Below are 22,656 nucleotides of genomic sequence, written 5' to 3'. Positions count from 1 at the left end.
CGTTTTTATTTAAAATAAGATTCCATAAAATTTTTTGATAACTTAAGAAATTCGCTTAAGGCAGGAGAAATCCATTTATCCTTATGGTAAAGAACTTGAGAAATTATTTGGAAATCTGGACCTGACCAATTTAATGGAATAAGCTTTCCACTATTTATTTCATCTTCAACTGCAACCTTTGGAAGGAGTGTTATGCCAAGGCCACTCATTGTAAATTGTTTAATAGCTTGCACACTGCCAGTTTCTAATGCTACGTTTGGTTTCACATTGCAGTTAGTTAGGATATTTTCTAAAGCAGCTCTATAACTACAACCTGTTTCTGTTAAGATAAGAGGTTCATTTTCAATATCCGCTGGTAATATTGCTTTCTTATTTATAAGTGGATGTCCTGGATAAGCTAATAAAAGCATGGGTTCAGGAATTTCAACTTCTGATATAAACTCATCTGAATCTATTTTTATCCCTAAAGAAAATGCCACATCAATGATATTGTCAGTTAAAAAATACCTGAAATCTGAGCAACTTCCGAATTTTAAGGAAACTTCGACTTCCGGATAAAGTCTTTTATATTCTTTAAGTATTTCAGGCAGTCTCAATACACATAAAGATTCAGCAGCTCCAATAGTTAAAGTTCCACTTGGAGTTTCTTTGTTGAAAACAGTATTTTTTACATCATTTGATAATTTTAACATTTGCTTTGCATAAGGCAAAAGTTTTTTGCCTTCATGTGTTAGAGTTACGTTTTTACCTATTCTTTCAAAAAGTTTTACTTCAAGTTCATTTTCTAGAAGTTTAATTTGAGTAGTTACACTAGATTGAGCATAACCTAAGGATTCAGCAGCTTTAGTGAAACTTTGAAACTTGCTTATTGCCAAGAAGGCATTAAGTTGTTTAAAATCCATATAATCATCTCCATCAAAAAAATTGATTATAATAATAGAAATTATCAATTTTACTAATATATGTATAAATGATATCATATCTATAAGTGATAAGCAAAATTAATTTTGAGGGGTGTTTTTAATGAACAAGAAATTAAAGGTTGGAATAATAGGAGCAACAGGTATGGTTGGACAGAGATTTGCGTGTCTATTGGAAAATCATCCTTGGTTTGAAGTAACTGTACTTGCTGCAAGTAAAAATTCAGCAGGGATAACTTATGAAAAAGCGGTTGAAAACAGATGGAAGATGAATATTGCTTTGCCTGAAAAATATAAAAACATGATAGTAAAGGATGCCTTTGAAGTTGAAGAAATCAGTAATATGGTTGATTTTGTTTTTTGTGCAATTTCATTAGATAAAGAGCATACAAAATTACTTGAAGAAGACTATGCAAAGTATGAAACTCCTGTTATTTCTAATAATTCAGCTAATAGAAATGTTGAAGATGTGCCAGTGTTGATTCCAGAAATTAATGGTGACCATGCACGAATTATTGAAAGCCAGAAGAAGCGTTTGGGTACTAAGAGAGGATTTATAGCAGTAAAGCCTAATTGTTCAATACAAAGTTATGTGCCTCCAATAAACGCTCTTATAGAATATGAACCACAAACAATTCTTGCCTGCACCTATCAAGCAATTTCCGGTGCTGGAAAGACATTTAAAGAATGTCCAGAAATTTTGGACAATGTTATTCCTTTCATTGGTGGTGAAGAAGAAAAAAGTGAAAATGAACCATTAAAAATATGGGGACAAATAGAAAATGGAAAAGTTGTAAATGCTAAAAATCCTATTATTACAACTCAATGCATAAGAGTACCAGTAACAAATGGGCATTTAGCAGCAGTTTATGTAAGCTTTAAGAAAAAGCCTTCAAAAGATAAAATAATAGAGTTATGGGAAAATTTTAAAGCACCAGAAGTAGTTTTAAATCTACCAAGTGCTCCTAAAAAGTTTTTGAAATATTTTACTGAGGAAAATAGACCTCAAACTAATTTAGATAGAGATTATGAAAATGGAATGGGAATATGTATGGGAAGATTAAGAGAAGATAAGATATTTGATTACAAGTTTGTATGTCTTTCTCATAATACCTTAAGAGGAGCAGCAGGTGGAGGAGTTTTATCTGCTGAATATTTAACAGCTTGTGGATATTTGACTTCAAAATAAAGTGATTAGTTGTCAATTAATGAAGCGGGTTCATGTTTCAAAATATAAAAGCTGGGTATATGAACTTTTTGATTCTCGCATATTGGATATTCACTTTTCCTTCAGAGAATCTTCACTAATTGAGATGTACCATATTAATTAGATCTTATATATAAATTAAGGGAAGCATAAATTTGCTTCCCTTGATTTATATATAATTAACTATTTTTTAGATTTAATATCTACGAGTTTTTTTATTCCAAATAATCCTGCTAAAATGACTGCTGCACTGCCGATATATACAGTAGGAGAAGCGTTTTCAGTTAAAGCCTTCACAGATAAATCATAATGATGTGAAGCTCCTGCCTGCAAATCAACAGTCATATAGTTTTTCCCATTAACCAATACAGTTCCCTTTAAAATATTATCATTTTTTTCAAAGGATTCTTTACTCAAATCTTTATCATCAATTTTCATTTCAGAAGTTACTGAATTTTCTTTTCCTTTAGGAACAACATAATCTATATTTTTTGAACTCAAAACTGGTATAGTGAGATTATTTGTTATTTTATATTGAGAAACTTCATCACCCTGTTTATAAAGATGAACTAAAGAATAATTATTAAATCCATAATTAAAAACAGATTGCATGTCATGGAAATTTTGATCTTTGTCAAGTGCATTTAAAAAAGCAGCTACAAGTACATGCCCATCTTTTTCAGCAGCGGCTACATAAGTGTGGTTTGACTTTGTAGTATACCCATCTTTTCCGCAGATAGCAAATTGATAAAAATATCTAGAATTTTTATTAATCAAGTAATTCTTATTATTTACTGGATATGTTCTAGTTGGAGCATTTTTTAATGTTAGGGTGTAAGAAGGAGTCTGAGAGATTTCCATATATATTTTATTATTCATAGCTTCTCTTAAAAATAGAGCTAAATCATGTGCTGTAGTTATGTGTTCAGGATCAGGCATACCACTAGGATTCTTAAAGTTTGTATGTGTAGCACCAAGTTCTTTAGCTTTTTCATTCATAAGTTTAGCAAATTCATCTACATTTCCTGAAATATGATCAGCCAAAGCATTTGCACAAGTATTATCAGAATGCAAAATAAGACCATAAAGTAAATCACGAACAGTTAATACATCGCCTTTTAATAAACCTACACCTGTTCCGCCTACCTTTAGATAATCCTCTTGAACAGTGACTTCGTCATCAAGCTTACACTTTTGTAAAGCAATTAGAGCAGTCATTACCTTAGTTGTTGAGGCAGGTTCAAAAGTAGACTCTTCATTTTTACCAAATAGTACTTGACCAGTAGATGCGTCAAGTAAGGCACAACCTTGAGCATTTATTTCAGGTGGAGTAGTTTCCGCTTGTGCAGTTGTATAGACGAAGCAAAATAAAAATAAAAATAATATATTAATTCTTTTTAAAATTCGTTTCATAAAATTCTCCGCATTTAATTAAAATATTTAAATTACATTCAAATGTTATTTTACCAAAAAAAATAAAATTACGCTATATAAATTTTAAGGCTTATACAATAATAGTATAAATTGTGAAAAAATAGGGGAGAATAATTATAAAGTAAGTTTGGAAGTGAGAAATGCAATGATAGAAGAATTACTAAAAGATAAGAAAAAGGTTGGAATACTAATATTGCTAGTTATTACTATTGTCATAATAGGAATTGTATACATTAATTCAGGATATAAAGAATTAAGAAAAAATGATACAGAAAGTATTTTTACAGAAGATACTGCAGCTAATTCAAATATGAATGATAATAAGCAAGGAAGCAATAAAAATAGTAGTTCAAAGAATAATATAAAGCAAAGTAAAGCAGAATCAGTTTCAAATGTGGATAAAAATAATGAAGACAAAAATATAGTAGTGGAAATCAAAGGAGAAGTCAGAAAACCTGATGTTTATACATTGCATGAAGATGCTATAGTAAGAGATCTTATTGAAATGGCAGGTGGACTTACAGAAAATGCTGATTTAACTAATATAAATAGAGCTAAGAAATTACAAAATCATGATTTGATTTATATAGAAAACAAAAGTGGAGCAAAAAGAGATTTACAAAATACAAATACTAGTATTGGAAATGTAGTTAATTCCAATGGAAAGGTAAATATAAATACTGCTACAGCTGAGGAATTAAAGAAATTAAGTGGTATTGGAGAGGTTAAAGCAAAGAATATACTTGATTATAGGCAGAAAAATGGCAATTTTAATTCAATAGAAGATATAAAAAATGTCACTGGAATTACGGAAAAAATATTTGAAAAAATAAAAGAACAATTAGAAGTTTAAAAGTATCAAGGTTATTTTAATGTGTCACTCCTGTGATAATAATTGCAAGGGAGAGCAAAAAAATATATAATAAACATGCACGTTTAATTAATGTTAATAAATTAAAACAATTATAATATAGAAGATTAACAAAAAAAGTATAATATTGACACAGAATTGTAATACAAAAGTTATAAAATTGTATTATTGATTTGCCAGGCATTAGACATAAAAGTAACAGCTATCAAATTTAAGGGGGAAATTTCATGTCTAAAAAATTAATAAGTATATTCATGAGTATAGTAGTAGCAGCATCATTGGCAGCATGTACAAATACAACTAGTAATACAGAAAAGAAAGCTGAGACAACAACAGAAAGCCAGTCTGATGAGAAGGATAAAGCTTTAGAAGGAACATGGGCAAAGAATTATTCTTTAGAGCAGACACAAAAGCTTTATAAAGATAGATTAGCTAAAATTGAAAGCATAACTAAGGAATCAGGATTAAAATATTCAAAGGATGAAAAAGTAAAAAAGGATAACGGTCAGTCAGTAAATGATAATTCAATATATTTTGATAATCCTAAACCAGAAGCTAATAAGATTGAAAGTATGTACTTTGGTATGAAGACTTATGGAGATGATTTAGCGACAGGAGACATAACCTTAAAGTTGAGTTTGAAATTTGATGGTGAAAATGCTATAAAAAATAATGATTTTGATTTAGGTAAGACCTCTTTCAAAAAATACATAGAAGCTTTTACAGGTCAAAAAGATAAAGATTATTCAGACATAAACAAGCAAATAATTGAGAAATTAAAAAATGGAGACAAACAAGTCGAGATAAATAACACTGTTGATGGTTTAAAAGAACAAGTTTTGGCCACTAAAGAGTGTATTATATATATATTATCTACTAAAAAATACAAATTTGCTGACAGCAATGTAAGTGATGCAAGTATGGAGTAGAAATGAGGGGGAAACTTTGTTGGAAAAAGATGAAATAAAAGAAAATCAAATTGTAAACAATGAAGAAGGAACAGAAGAAACTTCATTAAATGTTGAGGAAACGAATATAACTTCAGTTATAGAAGATCAACAAGATATAGAAGTTAATGCAGAAGATAAAAGTAATGAAAAAAATTCAATTGGAGCATTGTTTGCTGCAAATTTACTAGATCAATTAATAATGACTGCCGCGTCTGCTGTTTTAGTATATTTAATTGATTTAATAATGAGAACTGCTTCTGGATATATGTTTGTTAGAGATAATGGAGCGCTAATTTTGGCAGGCGGAATAATATATTTTGTTTTAAACTGTATATATGCTCCAATATTAGAAAGAACAAAGCTAGAAAACACTTTTGCAAAGAAAATATTAAATTTAAATTAATTAAGAATTTTTAATAAAACTATAGAATATAAAATACTATTTTATATTCTATAGTTTTATTAAGAGAAAAAATAGTATATAAGTTTAAAGTAAAACTTTTCAATCCAATTGACAATTGATAGTTGAGCATTGATAATTGAAATATACATTAAAGAATATATATTATAGGAGTAGATGATGAAAAAAGGAAGCGAATTAAGCGTTAAAATAGAAAAAACACAATTTCCATCGACAGGAATGGGATATGCTGAGGATAAAATAATATATGTTAAGAATGCTTTCCCAGGTCAAACTATTACTGGAAGAGTTAAAAAGAAAAAAGAAGAGTATGCAGAACTTAAATTATTAAGTGTTGAAGAAAAGGCTGATTATGAAGTTGAATCAGTATGCTCTCATTTTGGACTTTGTGGAGGGTGTTCTTCACAAACTATACCTTATGAAAAGCAATTAGAATTTTTAGGTGAAGAAGTTAAGAGCTTATTCAAAGAAGCTGATGTTGATATGGGCGAATATTTAGGAATAATGGGAAGTCCTGATCAATGGGAATACAGAAACAAGATGGAATTCACTTTTGGAGATGAAGCTAAAGGTGCACCACTTTCTCTTGGAATGCATATGAGAGGAAAATCTTTTGGAATAGTAACAGTTGATGATTGCAAACTTGTTGATGAAGATTATAGAAAAATAATAAAATTAACAGTAGAATATTTCAGAGGAACAGATTTGCCTTATTATAGAGTAATGAAGGCAGAAGGATATTTAAGGCATTTAGTAATAAGAAAAGCACAAAATACAGGTGAAATCTTAGTTAATCTTGTTACGACAACTCAAATAGATTTTGATTTGGGTGAATATGTTAAATTACTAAAGGATCAAAGTTATAAAGGAAATTTAGTATCAATATTACATACAGAAAATGATTCAAGATCTGATGCTGTAATCCCAGAAAAGGTTAATGTATTGCACGGAAAAGATTACATTAGAGAAACCTTATTAGGATTACAATTTAATATATCACCATTTTCTTTTTTTCAAACAAACACAAAAGGAGCAGAAAGTCTTTATTCAATAGTTAAAGATTTTATGGGAGATAGCCAAGATAAAGTTGTATTTGATCTTTATTGTGGTACTGGAACTATCGGCCAAATAGTAGCCCCAAATGCTAAAAAAGTGGTAGGAATAGAACTTATAGAAGAAGCAGTTGAGGCTGCAAAAGAAAATGCTAAGTTAAATGGACTAAATAATTGTGAATTCTTAGCAGGAGATGTAGCTGAAATAATTAAAACAATAAAAGATAAACCAGAAATAATAATTCTAGACCCACCAAGAACAGGAGTGCATCCTAAGGCTTTAGATTATGTAATTAAATTCAATGCACCTGAAATAATTTACGTTTCTTGTAATCCAAAGACATTAGTTACTGATTTAAAGGTATTAACTGAGAGAGGATATAAGGTGATTCAGACTAAGGTGAAAGACATGTTCCCAAATACACCTCACGTTGAGACAGTTGTTAAGCTGGCATTGAACACTTAATGAAATCAAGCAAGCGCAGATTGAATTTAGTGTGAAAGCCCGCATACCGAAGCTTGCCTGAGGTATGTGTTCCTTGTAACAATTGCTGATATCAAAGGGTTTCAAGGTTTTTAAGAAAATTTCATAGTGTGTTTTATGTTCTCCAAGACTTCGGCGTTGGGGAATTTTTGCTTTAGGGGGTCTAACTTTTACGCAGAATTAATGGTTTTGAGTATTTGTATGAGTTTTGCGAAATTGTTTAATATAAATAATGTATTGTTAAACTCCTAAGTAGCTGTGTAGTTTCAATAAGTATAATATAGTTAGATGGTACTGGTGTTGGCCAGAAAATAGATTTAGAACATTGAAAGGTCACTTAAAGGCTAAAAAAATTTGGTGATGGTATTAAAGATCTGGTTTCCAAGAAATGATCTTTGATAGTTATGAAAATTATTTTGATATTATTCTAGTCAAGTCAATTAGCCGCTTTAGCAGAAATACTGTTGATTTAATAGATACAGTTAATAAGCTCAGATCTTTAGGAATTGAAGTGATATTTAATCAGGAAAATGTAAGTAGCAAAGATAGAGATAGTGACTTAGTTATGGCACTATCAGCTTCACTTGCTCAATCAGAAAGTGAGTCATTAAGTGTAGCAATTAAATGGGGATTAAAGTGTGGATTTGAATCTGGAGAATCAAAGCTTTATACTCGAAAGTGTATGGCTATGGCCAGTCAGAAATAGGTGAATTAGTTATTAATGAGGAACAGGCTGAGGTGGTAAGAAAAGTTTTTGATTTGTATTTAAGTGGATATAGTATAAACATGATTATGAAGGAATTAGCATTTAACAATATAAAGTCTTCTACAGGAAAAGATATATGGTCCAAACGTACTATTCAGAAAATGCTTACAAATGAAAAGTACATAGGTAATGTAATTTTAGGAAAAACATATACTGGACAGTTTCCTAATACCCAGCAAAAAATAAATTATGGAGAACAGGAACAATATTTAATGAAAGATTCTCATGAACCCATTATTATTAACGAGGTATTTCAGAAGGTTCAAGAAGAGATGAAATCTAGGAGTAATATTGAAGTAGTGAATGGGAAAACAAAAAGAAAGGGTACGCATTACAGTTCAAAGGATATAGAGAGGCAGGATACTAATTAGGTATAGAAATAAGTGCGTAGAATAGATTAACTGTTCTAAGGTAAGAATTATTATGTGAAAGATTTAAATAATAATTAGTTTAGTGTAAAATGAGATAAATATTAAGCATAGATGAGAGGAAATCGAAATGAACGGAACAAAGAGAAGTAATATTAAAATAGGAGCGACAGTTCTAGTTGTTCAAAAGCAAGATCAACGTACAGGAAAATTAACAGAAGGAATAGTGGCAAAGATACTTACCAATTCATCAGAGCATCATCATGGTATAAAAGTGATGCTTGATAATGGTATTGTTGGTAGAGTGAAAGAGATAAAGTAACAGTTATTATATATAAAAGTATGGAATATTGCTAAAAAATATAGAGAGTACAACTAGGAATTGGTACAATTTTGCGGATTTATTTAGAGTACCTATTACACGTTGAAACAGTGGTAAAGATAGTGAAGAAATAGGTTGGTATGAAAGACTTTCAAGGATTTTAGATAAATATTGAAGTGCGTTTTATGTTCCCTCAGACTGATGGTTTGGGGGGATTTTTATTTGAGTTAGTTATGTATTTTTATGTTCGTTAAGTATACACTTGGAGTTAGTCAATATGCTAGCTCAGAAAACTTGATTTTAAAGGAGTTGAGTTGTTTCAAAAGTGAATACAAAAAGTGGAAGGGAGCATTTCTCCAATAATATGCTCCGCTACTCCATTTAACTTATTTTTGAATTTTTGATACTGAGATTCGCCCCTTTTTAGGTTGCTTTTTACTATGAATGTAAGCTTCTTCAATTCCTTGAGGAGATAAAGGAAAAATTTTATCTATATGAATGTGCAGTTCTTTCATTTCAATCCAATTCATGATTTTTTCAAAGTCTGAGTGGTTTGGTTTAGATTGGAAAAAGTGTGCATCAATATTACGTTTCATCGGATAGCTATTTAATCCAAAAGAAACAATTGATACATATTTCCCATTATCTTTAATAACCGAGAGGCTTTTCTTTCCAACTTCACCTAACGCACCATTATTTTTAATAATGGATGTCTCCATAACAGTATCAATTACCAGATCAACTTTTTCGTGGATTATATCTGCAATATCAAATTCAGTATAATCGTATACTTCATCTGCTCCTAAAGCTTTTACAAAATCATAATTGTTTTTTCTTGCAGTCGTTATAACATAAGCACCATGATTTTTTGCTAATTGTATAGCTACATGACCGACACCGCCGGCACCACCTTGAATTAAAACTCTTTGTCCTTTTAAAAGGTTCCCGTGATCAAATAATGCTTGCTTTGCTGTTAACGCAATTGTTGGCGCAGCACCTGCAATCTCATATGATATATTTTCTGAAAATTTTGTAAGATGATCCTCATCTACTGCAACGAAATCCTGATATACTCCTGAATGGATGGCTAATCCCATAACACGGTCATGGACTTTAAACCGAGTAACCTTTTTTCCAACAGCTTTTATAATACCAGCGACTTCACTTCCAAGAAATATTGGTAATTTCTCAGACCATTGTCCTCCAACAGAGCTTTTAAATATTTCTCCAGTACGTAAAGGTTCGTCGCCGGGATTAATTGATGAGGCCTTCACTTCAACAAGTACTTGGTTGTCTTTTAAATCTGGTAAATTCACATCTATTTCTTCAAATGTACCTGGGTTACCGAAAACTGTTAAACCGATTGCTTTCATAATTTATCTCCTTCTTAACATTGTTTTTTATTCAACGTGTGTTGAATAATTTTATATTATCAGATACAATTAGGTGGTTCAATAAGTAATAGTATGGGATTTGTTGAAAAATCAACAATTACGTTTAATATGTTAATTATTATGGTGAAAGGAAGTATTAAGATGGATAGACGAATTGAAAAATCTAAACAGGCAATCATGGATGCTTTTATGATACTTATTTTAAAAAAAGATTTGGAAAGTATTACCATTGGCGAAATCGCAGAAAAAGCTAATGTTAATAGAGGAACAGTTTACCTCCATTTTACTGATAAATATGATTTAAGGGACAAGTGTTTGGACAATTATTTAACGCAATTAACAAAGGCGTGTATCCAAGACCATAAAGTAGAAAAAATAACATCTAAGTCTAGCCTTATACGTGTTTTTGAACATCTTGAAGTCAATTATGAAATTTATTCCGCTATGTTATCAAATAAAGAAAGTTCTGTCTTTCGAAAGCGTATGAAAGAAATATTTAAAGACGGATTGATCAACCGTATAGATTTATCTGAACAAAAAGTCAATAAAGAGATTTCTGTAGAATTTTTAGTATCAGCTGGTGTTGGCGTATTAGAATGGTGGATATATAACTCTAAGCCATACCCTGCACCAATAATTGCGGAACAACTTTGGCAACTTTTTAGCAGCATAGAATGTGATAGCTTGTAAAGATAACTTAGTTCAGTTGACATTTTCTTTGATATATTTCTTAAAAATAATAATTAGAAGGATATTCACTATGAATGGTAAAAAACAGAAACATAGGATTAATTTATTCTCACACTAATTGAAACTTTGTTGCGTACTAATTACATACTTTATGTCCTTGATTCTAAGAATGCAGACCTTGCAGATTTAGAAGTAGTCATGACTAATGTTTATTATAAAAGAGATGATATAAATATATAGCAAATAAAGAGTTAAAGGTTACATTTATCTAGGTTTAAACGCTTTTTATAAATTTTATGAAAGTTCCTTTATAAATGATAAATTTAAATAATACTTACGTTTTGCTTCCTTTCTCAAAATCCTCGTTATATTTTGAAAACAAAGGCATTTTAGCAATTTTGTAGAATAAGGAGATAATTATATTTTGCATGTCGTGCTACAGTTGAACAGTTCTGCAACAGAGTATTTTTTAGAGTATAGGAATTTATATAGAGTTAATCAAGATTAATTTAAAATGTTTTTGTATAGAAAAACCATGAAATTGCTCAGGTTCATGGTTTTTTCAATAGGCTAGATTCACGTATAAGTAATTTAGGTGATATTAGGGTTATTTCATTCTGAGAATTTGGATTTTGAATTTTTTTCATTAAAATTTCAGCTGCCACTTCACCAAGTTTAAATGTATCTACATCTAGACAAGTTAAGGATGGAGTGGTGTAAGCAGAAAATGGTTCATTGTCAAAAGTCACAATTCCAATATCTGTGGGGCTATTTAAGCCCTTTTCTTTAAGTGCTTTAAGTACACCAAATGCAACATAATTATTTATGCATAGTATGGCATCTATTTCAGGAAAATCTGATAATAATTGAAGTGTAAGTTCATAACCACTTTCCTTGTCTGAGTTGCCTTCTTTTATGTATAAATTATTTTTAGTAAAATTTAATTTAGAAAGTATGTTTTTATAACCAAGAAGCCGATTGAAAGATATTATTTCATTTGATTTGCCACCAATAAAGGCTATATTTTTATAACCTTGTTCTATTAAATGACATGTGGCCAGTTCTCCTCCTACAGTATTATTAACATCAACCCAGCTGGTACTATTCTTAAATTCCTTTGGCTGACCAATAAGGACATAAGGAAAGTTTAAACCGTTGAGCTTACTAATAATTTCCGAATTGACTATTGAGGTAGGTATTATGATTCCATCTACTTTTTTACTATATATCAATCGATTTAGAAATTCTGCTTTGCATTCTAGTGAATTTATGTTTGATAGGGTTAACTCATAGTTATTGATTCCAACTATACTTTCAACTCCACCAATAATATTATAGAAAAAGAAATCAAGAAAATATTCCTTTCTGCTAATATCTACTAGAAGACCTATATTAAAACTATTCTGGCGAGCTAGCTGCCTTGCCGAATTATTTGGAATATAGTTAAGCTCTTTCATAATGTTTCTTACTTTGAGCTTTGTACTTTCAGAAATAGATTTATGATTATTTATAACTTTGGATACCGTTGATTTAGATACATTTGCTGCGTGAGCTATATCATTTATAGTAACTTTCATTTTTAACTCCTTATGTGTGAAATTGATTATTTAAATATTATAAAACATTATTTGATTTTTTTCGATATGTACATTGTTATTAATAATATTACTATTTATTGTAAAGTATTTTAGAAATTTTTTATACTTCTATAAGTTTAGCATAATAATCTAAAAATACATATATAGTTGCACATTTCAGTGCTAAAGATTAAATTTATTTATATCATCTAAATCCTCTTAAACTCATTTAAAGTTCCTTCTCTAAATTGAAAAATGAATTTCCAATTGTACTCATTGCATAATTTATAGATTTGTTCACAAGCATAAAGACTATTACCTAAAATGTAGGTATTAAGTGTTATAAACTTATATTTTAATTTTTTCATAAGTCTTTTAGCATATGCCTTAATAAAACAATATATCTGGTGGAAGTTAATACAATATATTGAAATTGATTCAATATTGCAGTATACTAAAATGAGTAAACCGGTTTCTTAAATTTTCAATGTATTTAAAGAATTTGTAAGACAGAAGAATATAATTTTCAACTTTATAATATGCTTATTTGAATGAATTAATAAAAAGATGATTTTTAGTATTTTGTTTATAAGCCTAGTAGTTACAAGAAGTAAATATTTTCTGTAAAAGATTATAAATTAGGAGGGAGAATTGAAAAATGGTAAAAAAAAATAAAGTATTAGCATCAATCGTGGCAGCAACTTTAGTTGCAGGAACATTTGTAGGATGTGGAGGAACAACAGCTACAAGTAATAATGCTAAAGAAATTACAGTTTGGTCACATTTGAAAGAAAAAGAGATTACAGAGCTTACTAAAGTAGCGGAAAAATGGGGAAGTGAAAAGGGAGTTAAGGTTAATGTTGTAGATGATAAAGGGGAGATGCAAGCATATATACAAGCCGCTAATAGTTCTAAAGGTCCAGATATACTTTTTGGTGTACCTAATGATAACTTAGGAACATTTCAAAAAGCTGGTTTACTTTCAGAAGTGCCAAGTGGTTTTATAGATGAGAGTAAATATACATCTAAACAAGTAATAGATTCAGTGACTATAGAAGGAAAAAAATATGCAGTTCCATTAGCAGCTGAAACTAGTGCTCTATTTTATAATAAAGATAAAGTTTCAGAAGTACCAAAAACTATGGAAGAAGTTGTTGAATTAGGCAAAAAAGTAGGATTTGAATACGATGTAACTGATTTATACAGAAGTTATGGATTTTTAGCATCGCAAGGTAGCTATATTTTTAAAAATAATAATGGAACTGTTGATTCAAACGATATTGGATTAGGCAATGAAGGTGCGATAAAAGGATATCAATTCATTCAAGATTTAATTGTTAAAGACAAATTAATGTCTCAAGATATTACTGATGATATAGCTAAAGCAGATTTCCAATCAGGTAAATCAGCATTTTATATTTCAGGACCATGGGATATAGAAGCATTTAAAGATTCAGGAATTAATTTTGGTATAGCTCCAATGCCAACATTAGGTGGGAAAACTGTTTCAACATTGATGGGAGTTCAAACTGCATTTGTAAGTTCAAAGTCACCTAATCAAGACTTATCATGGGAGTTAATGAAGTATCTTATGGAAAATAGTGATGACCTAATGATTAAGCAAGGAAATAGAATTCCAGTTTCAAAAGCAGGTATAGAAAGTGATGCGTTTAAAGCGGCCGGAAACATGGATGTATTTGCTAAACAATTAGAAGTTGCTACAGCAATGCCTAATATTCCAGAAATTCAAACTACTTGGACTCCGGTAAAAAATAATATAATATCTTTAATAAGCGGATCAATGGATTCGAAAGAAACTGCAAAACAAATAGTAGATCAAATTAAAGAAGGTATAAAGCAACAAAAATAAAAAAGTAAATTAAGAAAATAACATGTAGTGCTAAAGTGATTGAAAACAATTAACTTTAGCATCTTTTTAATATTAATATTTTCAAAATACACAAGCCAAAAGAAGTTCTCTAGCTATATAGTGGAGTTTAGTGTACATTCTATGTAATTATATTGGTAAATGTTTTCAGAAATGTATTGAAATCCATTTAAGATGGTAGTATACTAAATAGGGAAACCGGTTTACCTAATGTAATACATTTAAAGAAATAAAGGAATGCGAAGACGACGATATTTTTGATTTTTATGTGCTTATTTTGATGAAATTATGACAAGGTAATTTTATAAAATCATTTATTAGTTTTTCATAATTATGTGAATGACTAATAAAAATATATAATAGTGGGGGAAAGTTATGTTTAGAAGAAAATTTAACAAGGTAATATTATCTATCTTAGTTGCAACAATTGTTTCAAGCACTAACATGTTTATGAGTGGAAGCAAGGCACAAGCGGCAATTGGAAATCTAAGTGAAAACGATACTATTTATCAAATTATGGTAGACAGATTTTATGATGGAGATAAAACAAATAATGCTACAGGAGATGCATTTCGTAATACAGAAAATCTTGAAGATGATTTTAGATATATGCACGGCGGAGATTGGCAAGGTGTTATTGATAAGTTAGATTATATTAAGGGCATGGGATACTCAGCCATTTGGATATCACCGGTTGCGGAACCACAAATGTGGTCTAGAGCTGATGGCACAGGAAAAGTATGGCCTACAGCTTATCATGGATATAATGTGAAAGATCCCAATAAGGCAAATCCTTATTTTGGAACAAAAGAAAAGCTAAAGGAGTTAGTAGATAAAGCTCACGAAAAGGGGATTAAAGTAATAATAGATATAGTTCCAAATCATGTTGGGGATTATATGTTAGGAAAACAAGCTTATTATGACATCAAGGGGTTTGAGCCGGCAGCACCTTTTAATAATCCAAATTGGTATCATCATAATGGCGATATTGATTGGTCAAGAGAACACTCTGATCCCCAAATGTTAGATGATCATGATTTGGGCGGTTTAGATGATTTAAATCAAGATAATTCTGATGCTAAGGCAGCTATGAATAATGCTATTAAGTCATGGTTTGATTATACTGGAGCTGATGCAGCAAGGGTTGACGCAGCAAAATGTATGAAACCATCTTATATTAACGAGTTACAAAAGTATATAGGAGTTAATACTTTTGGAGAAAATTTTGATATGAATGTAGATTTTGTGAAGAAGTGGGTTGGATCCGATGCAGAATGGGGAATGCTAGATTTTCCATTATATCAAGCAATAAATAATGATTTTGCATCAGGACAATCTTTTGATGACATGTCATCATCAGGTACTTGCTCTATTAAAAATATTTTAGCACAAGACAATAAATATAATGGTTATGCAAATCATATGGTGACTTTTATAGATAATCATGATCGTAATAGATTTTTAACAGTAGCAAATGGTAATGTAAAAAAACTTCAAAATGCACTTGTTTTCATGTTTACTGTAAGAGGGGTACCAACAGTATTTCAAGGTACAGAACAAAACAAAGGTAATGCAAATGGAGCAAGTATAAATGGTATTGCAGATACATGGAATCGTTGGTCAATGGTTAAAAAGGATTACAATGGAAATGTAATTACAGATTATTTTAATGAGAATACAGATACTTATAAACTAATTAACAAATTGAATTCATTTAGGCAAAAATATGAAGCCTTAAGAGAAGGTACTCAAAGAGAAATGTGGTCTTCACCACATTTATATGCATTCTCAAGAAGGATGGATTCAGGAGAAAATGTTGGACAAGAAGTTGTAAATGTATTTAATAATTCAGATGGAGATCAAAGTGCGACCATTCCAATTAGAGCTGAAAGTACTATAAAAGTTGGAGATAAATTTGTAAATCTTTTTGATGTAAATGATTCGATCACAGTTCAACAAGGAGGTGTTACAGGAAAACAAATATCAGTGAATTTAGGAGAAAATAGTGGGAAGATTTATGTTGTTAATAATGAAACACCAAATCCAGATCAAAAGAACGTACAATATAAAGTTTCATATAAGAATACTAATGCACAAAAAGTAACACTTCATTATGGAACTAATGGATGGAAAAACATTCAAGATGTAAATATGACTAAGAATTCCAATGGAGAATTTGAAGCAACTATTACAGTAAATAATAATGATATTCTAAATTACTGTATTCATATTATTTCACCAACAGACTATTGGGATAATAATGGTGGACAGAATTGGAATGTAAAAGTGACTAAGGCAGAAGATTATATAAATGATGGTGTAAAGAGTAATTTGAAGAGCGTTAATACAACTACATCAGCAGCTATAGACTCTGGGATTGATAGTACTGTAAATCGTTAAATATAAATGTTAATTTAAAGAAAAATTTCATCATGCATATTATATTTGGCACACAAAAATATTAAATATCTACTTTTCGCTTCTAAATGGAAAAACCGCATGGTTAGATCCTAAAGCCTTATAAAATCCATGTTTCCATAATTGAAGCGAAATATAGGTAGATAATAATGTATAAATTAGGAGGAATAATTGATGAAAGGTGAAATAATATATCAAATTTTTCCAGACAGATTTAATAAATCAAGACAAAATAATAATGTTGAAGGTTTAAAAGAATGGGAAAGTGAAGTTGATGGACAATGTGTTATGGGAGGTGATTTAATTGGAATTAAAGAGAAACTTGATTATCTATCAAAACTCGGTGTTAGTGCAATTTATTTAAATCCAATTTTTCAGGCAAATTCTAATCATAAGTATGATACTGTTAACTATTATAATATAGATAGTTCTTTTGGAACTTTAGATGATTTTAGAGAATTAGTAGATTCATGTCATAAAAAAAATATAAAAGTTATTATTGATGGAGTTTTTAACCATACTAGCCCAGATTTTTTTGCTTTCAAAGATATATTAGAAAATCAAGAAAGATCAAAATATAAGGATTGGTATACTATTTTTAGTTATCCAGTTAAAGTGGAAAGTCCACCTAATTATAGAAATTTTGGAGGATGTATAGATATGCCGCGTCTTAATACTGAAAATGTTGAAGTTCAAAAGTATATAGTTGATGTTATTAAGTATTGGGAAGGGATGAAAATAGATGGATTAAGACTAGATGTACCATATTATATTGAAGACTCTATGTTAGAAAAAATAAGAAAATCTACTAGCTTATATATAGTAGGTGAAATATGGGGGTGTGGCAAGAAATTTGTGCCTCAATATTTTGATGGAGTAATGAATTATTCATTTAGAGATTTAGTGCAAAAAGCAGTTATAAGACAAAGCATTGATGCATCAATATTCATAGATGAATGGAATTTCATAGAAGAAACATACGGGCAGAATATACATTGCTGCTTTAATATGTCTGGAAGTCATGATACAGAAAGGATTTTTAATTTCTGCAGAGGAGATATAAAGAGAGAAAAATTATTCTATGCATTTTTATTTTTATTCCCAGGAATGCCTCTTGTATATTATGGAGATGAAATAGGTATGAAAGGAGAAAATGACCCTTATTGTAGAGGAACTATGGAATGGAATGAAAGTAAATGGAATTATGATATATATAATCATGTAAAAGGTTTAATAGAACTTAGAAATAGTAGTGAAGCATTGCAAAAAGGGACTATACAATTTGTTGGACATAAAGAAATGATGTTTGCATTTGAAAGAGTGTATGCAGAAAAAAGAGTTAAAGTATTTATGAATTTTGGACATAGCAAACAGTCTATTGATGGATTTGAACTAGATGGTCTTAGTTATAAAGTTATAGTTTAGCATTCAAGGATAACTTTGCAAGTTATAAAATAGCAACTTTAAACAATCAATGTTCTTTAATTGGACATTGGTTATCACAATATGTTTATCTGTTTGGATAAATATATGAATAAATTTCATTAATTTTATTTTTTTCCATGATAAAAATCATAGAGAAAAAGGCATATATTTAAATTTGGCTTTATTAGTAAATTCAATTAGTATAATATATTTTAGTGATATTGACATAAGAGATTAAATAAATTATTTATATAAAAAAAGTAAGATTAAGAAATACTAGATTTAAATTTTTTTATATCAAAGAGGTGGGCAATTATGAAACAAGCCAAAACAAAAAAAATAACACATACTTTGAAATCAGTGCCGTATTTATTACCAGCCATTATTTCAATAATTATATTTTCAATATTACCAATACTTAATACAATATATTTGGCATTTACAGACTATACTATGTATTCACAAGGAAAAATTAATTTTGTAGGAATTGCAAATTTTAAAGAAGTATTTGCTGGTCCATTTAAAGAAGTATTTTTTCCGGTATTTATATGGACATGTGTCTTTGCTACATTGGCAACTGCAGGAACATTTTTGTTAGGACTAATTATGGCAATTCTTGTAAATAATGAAAATATAAAAGAACGAGGGCTTTATAAAGCAATTTTAATTATTCCATGGGCATTACCAGCTACTGTTGCAATACTTTCATGGCAAGGTTTATTAAATGGAAGTTATGGGGCAATTAATAATTTACTTATAAGTGTACATGCTATTTCAGCGCCTATTCCATGGTTAACTAATCCATTATGGGCAAGAATTGCAATAATCATAGTAACTATATGGCTAGGATTTCCATATGCCATGAATATTTGTTTGGGTTCACTTCAATCGATACCTAAAACATATTATGAAGCAGCTGACGTTGATGGAGCCAGCAAGTTTGTAAAATTTATTAAAATAACTTTACCTTCGCTTGCACAAACAGCATATCCATTAGTTATTTCATCCTTTGCATTTAACTTTAATAATTTTGGTCAAGCATATTTAATTACTAATGGTAATCCGGCAAGACCTGGAACACAATTTGCAGGTTTCACAGATATATTGGCTTCAGTAAATTATAAATTGTCAATAACATTTGGAAGATATGAAATTGCTTCCACTATAAGCATTATTATATTTATAATTTTAGCTACAATTTCATACATACAAATGAAAGCATCAGGACAATTTGAGGAGGTTGATTAAAATGACATCAAATGCAGGGAATTTGAAATTAAATAATACAGAAGGACAAAGTGAAGAAATACAAAACATAAAATTAAAATATGTAAAAAAATTAAGACCAGCAGAAATAAGAACTGCATGGATTTCAAGGATAGTACTTTGGATTATGATTGTAATAGTTCTTATTCCAATCATGGCAGTTGTTTCAGCATCTATGGCTAAAGGTAATTCATTTACGCAAACCTCTATTTTTCCTAAATCATTTACTTTAGAGAATTATGTAAAAGTAATAACTCAAACTAAGTTTTTAATATGGGCAAGAAATTCATTAGTTGTTTGTTTTAGCGTTGCTATGATGCAGCTAATCATGACAATTCCAGCAGCTTTTGCGTTTTCTAAGCTTAGGTTTAAAGGTAGAAAATTTGGACTTATGACACTTTTGATATTACAGATGTTTCCAAATACAATGGCATTACCAGCAATTTTAAGTGTTGCATATAATATTCGGGGTGGAATGGATAATTTATTACCATTAATATTAATTATATCAGTAGGTAGTGCATATAACATCTGGCTTATGAAGGGATACATGGATGGAATTCCAAAAGAATTAACTGAAACTGCATATATAGATGGAGCAACAACTTTTCAAGCTTTCATTAAGGTAGTATTGCCACTAATAAAGAATATGATAATAGTAATATTTATATTTGCTTTTGTTGGAGCTTATAGCGAATTTTTATTTACATCAGCTCTTATAAAAGATCAATATACAGAAACTCTAGCAACAGGTATGCAAGGATTCATTAAAGATCATTTTTCAGCTAACTGGACTCAATATTCAGCGGCTGCAATAATGGCATCATTACCAGTTGTTTTGATATCAGTATTTTCACAAAAATTCTTTGCAAAAGGATTAACTGCTGGATCAGTAAAAGGCTAAAGTGGGGACGTGAGTATATAATGAAGCCAACTAAGGATTAGAAAATAAGTAGCAATTTTAATAAAATTAAAAAGTTTTTCTATAAAAATCTTTCAACTAAAGAAAATTCAAAAAACAATGATGTAACTATTAAAAAATCTAAAAGTTTGCATTTTAAATTATTGGAAAGTATGTTCTGTATTTCAATTATTCCAATAATAATTATTTGCAGCGTTACTTTTATTAAAATTAATTTTATTAAGTAATGTTAATTCATAAGCTGAAGATGTGAATTCAGAATCATTGATTTTAAATGATAAAAGTAAGGAATTATCGTTAGCTATATCTAATGTAAATGAGACTTTAGGCAAGATTGATCTTGGAACTATAGATTCTACAAATAATTTGGAATCTTTAGTGTTAAATATGGAGGAGGTATCAAATCCAATGATCAAAGTAGCGTAATAGTTATATATAAGTGAAAAGGGGAAGGAATTCTTATGAGATTCGAAGCTGTATATCATAGAGCCTCAGATAACTTATGTTATTCAATTGATAAAGACAATTTAATTGTAAATATAAAGACTGGTTATGATGTAGAAAAAGTGTTTATATATTATGGTGATCCATTTGATGGAGGAATTTTAGGTGGCGAATGGAAATGGAAAGGAAAAAGAGAAGAAATTCCATTTAAAAAGAGATTAAAGCACCAAATATGGTGGACAACTACTTTGAAACTGAAGTATAAAAGATGTAAATACTATTTTGAATTAACGGGGAATGAAGAAACCTGGTTTTATTTTGAAGATTGTTTTTTAAGTGAAAAACAAATGCAATTGGACGGAAAAATGTTGCAATGTTTTACATTTCCATGGATGAATGAAGCTGATATAAATAAAACACCAGCATGGGTAAATGATATGGTTTGGTATCAGATATTCCCAGAGCGTTTTTGTAATGGAAATCCTTCAATTAATCCCAAAGGGGTCCAGCCTTGGCATAAAGGAGGCGTTACAAATGAAGAGTTTTATGGTGGGGATTTGCAGGGGATAATAAATAAATTAAATTATTTAAAAGAAATAGGAATTACAGGCATATATTTAAATCCAATATTCGAATCTCCGTCAGCACATAAATATGATACAACTGATTATATGAAAATAGATCCTAATTTTGGAGATGAAAATGTATTTAGAAAGCTTGTAAATAAAGCACATGAAAAAGGGATTAGGATTATGCTTGATGGAGTGTTTAATCATTGTGGAGCTAAGTTTGGACCATGGTTAGATGTACTTGAAAATGGTCCTAGTTCCAAATATTATAGTTGGTTTATGGTAAATAAGTGGCCTTTTGATGATAATAATCACGATACAAAGGATGGACGATTTTATTCTTTTGCCTTTAATCAGAAAATGCCAAAATTAAATACAAATAATCCAGAAGTAATTGATTATTTAATTAAGGTATGTGAGTATTGGGTAAAAAATTATAAGATTGATGGATTAAGATTAGATGTTGCAAATGAAATTTCGCATAAGTTCTGTAAGAAGCTTAGAGAAAAAATGAAATCGTTAAATCCAGACTTCTATATTTTAGGTGAAATATGGCATGATTCTATTCCTTGGCTTAGAGGTGATGAATTTGATGCTATTATGAATTATTCACTAACTAGTAGTATATCAGACTTCTGGATAGATAAGAGTTTAACTAAGGATGATTTTGAGTACACAATAAATAGATGCTATACAATATATATGCAGCAAAATAATGATGTGTTATTTAATTTGTTGGATTCTCATGATACAGAACGCTTAATTTCAAGAGTAAAAGACATTAACGTATTTTATCAACAGCTAGCTGTACTATTTACGATGCCAGGAAGTCCATGCATATTTTATGGTACAGAAGTTGCACTTGAAGGAAAGTATGATCCCGATTGCCGAAGATGTATGCCATGGGATGAAATAAAAAGTGGAATTTATGATGATAAGATTAATATAATGAAGGCGTTGATTAATTTAAGAAAAGAGCAAAAATTATTTAGAAGCCGTAATTTTCATTTTCCAAATACAATTAAAAATAGCAGGGTAATAGAATATATTAAAATAGATGAAAATGGGAATAGGTTAGAAATTTTACTAAATTGTTCAAATATAGATGTTTTAATAGAGAATAATGGTAGTGTTTTGTTTAGTAATTTATATTCTAATAATAGACTGCTTAAAAAAGGTGTATTAATTAGGAAGGTTGATTCTATATAAGGTTCAATCAAATAAATAACAAGTCCGTTTACATCATGGGCTGATAAAAAATATCCATT

The 22,656-nt window shown here is 29.7% G+C and carries 19 protein-coding genes and 1 pseudogene; 16 read left to right on the top strand and 4 right to left on the bottom strand.

Annotated elements, in window-relative coordinates:
- Positions 1 to 5: 5 nt before the first annotated feature.
- Entirely contained in the window at positions 6 to 902 is an 897-nt protein-coding gene (locus CSPA_RS25215; RefSeq protein WP_015395246.1) for a LysR family transcriptional regulator, read from the bottom strand.
- Between the two features lie 121 nt (positions 903 to 1,023).
- On the opposite strand from CSPA_RS25215, the gene asd reads away from it, so the two are divergent.
- A complete protein-coding gene (gene asd, locus CSPA_RS25210; protein ID WP_015395245.1) occupies positions 1,024 to 2,109 on the top strand; it encodes an aspartate-semialdehyde dehydrogenase in 1,086 nt (361 codons plus the stop codon).
- A 201-nt stretch (positions 2,110 to 2,310) separates the two neighbouring features.
- Here the strand turns inward: asd and CSPA_RS25205 are convergent, their stop codons facing one another.
- Entirely contained in the window at positions 2,311 to 3,540 is a 1,230-nt protein-coding gene (locus CSPA_RS25205) for a D-alanyl-D-alanine carboxypeptidase family protein (protein WP_015395244.1), read from the bottom strand.
- Positions 3,541 to 3,706: 166 nt separating this feature from the next.
- Between CSPA_RS25205 and CSPA_RS25200 the strand changes: the two genes are divergently transcribed.
- From CSPA_RS25200 to CSPA_RS25170, 7 genes and pseudogenes are all read left to right on the top strand, one after another.
- Positions 3,707 to 4,414 carry a helix-hairpin-helix domain-containing protein gene (locus CSPA_RS25200; protein ID WP_015395243.1) on the top strand — a complete coding sequence of 236 codons (708 nt, stop codon included), beginning with the start codon at positions 3,707 to 3,709 and terminating at the stop codon, positions 4,412 to 4,414.
- A gap of 245 nt (positions 4,415 to 4,659) precedes the next feature.
- A complete protein-coding gene (locus CSPA_RS25195; protein WP_015395242.1) occupies positions 4,660 to 5,361 on the top strand; it encodes a hypothetical protein in 702 nt (233 codons plus the stop codon).
- 19 nt (positions 5,362 to 5,380) lie between these two features.
- Entirely contained in the window at positions 5,381 to 5,785 is a 405-nt protein-coding gene (locus tag CSPA_RS25190) for an RDD family (protein WP_015395241.1), read from the top strand.
- Positions 5,786 to 5,962: 177 nt separating this feature from the next.
- Positions 5,963 to 7,321: a 23S rRNA (uracil(1939)-C(5))-methyltransferase RlmD gene (gene rlmD, locus CSPA_RS25185; protein ID WP_015395240.1), complete on the top strand. Its 1,359-nt coding sequence runs from the start codon at positions 5,963 to 5,965 to the stop codon at positions 7,319 to 7,321.
- 400 nt (positions 7,322 to 7,721) lie between these two features.
- Positions 7,722 to 8,045 (top strand): annotated as a pseudogene (locus tag CSPA_RS25180) (recombinase family protein); the annotation flags it as partial.
- Positions 8,018 to 8,476 (top strand): recombinase family protein, encoded by a 459-nt coding sequence (locus CSPA_RS25175; RefSeq protein WP_015395238.1) that lies wholly within the window; start codon positions 8,018 to 8,020, stop codon positions 8,474 to 8,476. The pseudogene CSPA_RS25180 and the gene CSPA_RS25175, both read left to right, overlap by 28 nt.
- A gap of 127 nt (positions 8,477 to 8,603) precedes the next feature.
- Positions 8,604 to 8,795, top strand: a complete 192-nt coding sequence (locus CSPA_RS25170; protein ID WP_015395237.1) for a YwbE family protein — start codon at positions 8,604 to 8,606, stop codon at positions 8,793 to 8,795.
- Positions 8,796 to 9,181: 386 nt separating this feature from the next.
- Here the strand turns inward: CSPA_RS25170 and CSPA_RS25165 are convergent, their stop codons facing one another.
- Positions 9,182 to 10,168, bottom strand: coding sequence for an NADP-dependent oxidoreductase (locus CSPA_RS25165; RefSeq protein ID WP_015395236.1), 987 nt, complete (start codon positions 10,166 to 10,168; stop codon positions 9,182 to 9,184).
- Between the two features lie 162 nt (positions 10,169 to 10,330).
- On the opposite strand from CSPA_RS25165, the gene CSPA_RS25160 reads away from it, so the two are divergent.
- On the top strand, positions 10,331 to 10,879 hold the full coding sequence (locus tag CSPA_RS25160) for a TetR/AcrR family transcriptional regulator (protein WP_026106313.1): 549 nt from the start codon (positions 10,331 to 10,333) through the stop codon (positions 10,877 to 10,879).
- A gap of 551 nt (positions 10,880 to 11,430) precedes the next feature.
- On the opposite strand, the gene CSPA_RS25155 is transcribed toward CSPA_RS25160, so the two are convergent.
- Entirely contained in the window at positions 11,431 to 12,456 is a 1,026-nt protein-coding gene (locus tag CSPA_RS25155) for a LacI family DNA-binding transcriptional regulator (RefSeq protein WP_015395234.1), read from the bottom strand.
- A gap of 658 nt (positions 12,457 to 13,114) precedes the next feature.
- Between CSPA_RS25155 and CSPA_RS25150 the strand changes: the two genes are divergently transcribed.
- The 7 genes from CSPA_RS25150 (at position 13,115) to CSPA_RS25125 (ending at position 22,597) form a co-directional block, all read left to right on the top strand.
- Complete coding sequence (locus tag CSPA_RS25150) at positions 13,115 to 14,326, top strand: sugar ABC transporter substrate-binding protein (protein WP_015395233.1); 1,212 nt, start codon at positions 13,115 to 13,117, stop codon at positions 14,324 to 14,326.
- A gap of 393 nt (positions 14,327 to 14,719) precedes the next feature.
- Positions 14,720 to 16,744, top strand: coding sequence for an alpha-amylase family glycosyl hydrolase (locus CSPA_RS25145; RefSeq protein ID WP_015395232.1), 2,025 nt, complete (start codon positions 14,720 to 14,722; stop codon positions 16,742 to 16,744).
- A gap of 192 nt (positions 16,745 to 16,936) precedes the next feature.
- Complete coding sequence (locus CSPA_RS25140) at positions 16,937 to 18,187, top strand: glycoside hydrolase family 13 protein (protein WP_015395231.1); 1,251 nt, start codon at positions 16,937 to 16,939, stop codon at positions 18,185 to 18,187.
- 315 nt (positions 18,188 to 18,502) lie between these two features.
- The gene (locus CSPA_RS25135; protein WP_015395230.1) at positions 18,503 to 19,435 is read left to right on the top strand and encodes a carbohydrate ABC transporter permease; all 933 of its coding nucleotides are present in this window, start codon (positions 18,503 to 18,505) and stop codon (positions 19,433 to 19,435) included.
- Position 19,436: 1 nt separating this feature from the next.
- Positions 19,437 to 20,357 carry a sugar ABC transporter permease gene (locus tag CSPA_RS25130; protein ID WP_015395229.1) on the top strand — a complete coding sequence of 307 codons (921 nt, stop codon included), beginning with the start codon at positions 19,437 to 19,439 and terminating at the stop codon, positions 20,355 to 20,357.
- Between the two features lie 267 nt (positions 20,358 to 20,624).
- Positions 20,625 to 20,801 carry a hypothetical protein gene (locus tag CSPA_RS29865; RefSeq protein WP_156875947.1) on the top strand — a complete coding sequence of 59 codons (177 nt, stop codon included), beginning with the start codon at positions 20,625 to 20,627 and terminating at the stop codon, positions 20,799 to 20,801.
- 35 nt (positions 20,802 to 20,836) lie between these two features.
- A complete protein-coding gene (locus CSPA_RS25125; protein ID WP_015395228.1) occupies positions 20,837 to 22,597 on the top strand; it encodes a glycoside hydrolase family 13 protein in 1,761 nt (586 codons plus the stop codon).
- The last annotated feature ends 59 nt before the right edge of the window (positions 22,598 to 22,656 follow it).

The sequence above is a fragment of the Clostridium saccharoperbutylacetonicum N1-4(HMT) genome (assembly GCF_000340885.1).
Taxonomy (GTDB): domain Bacteria; phylum Bacillota; class Clostridia; order Clostridiales; family Clostridiaceae; genus Clostridium; species Clostridium saccharoperbutylacetonicum.
This window is presented reverse-complemented; position numbering and strand designations above follow the sequence as displayed.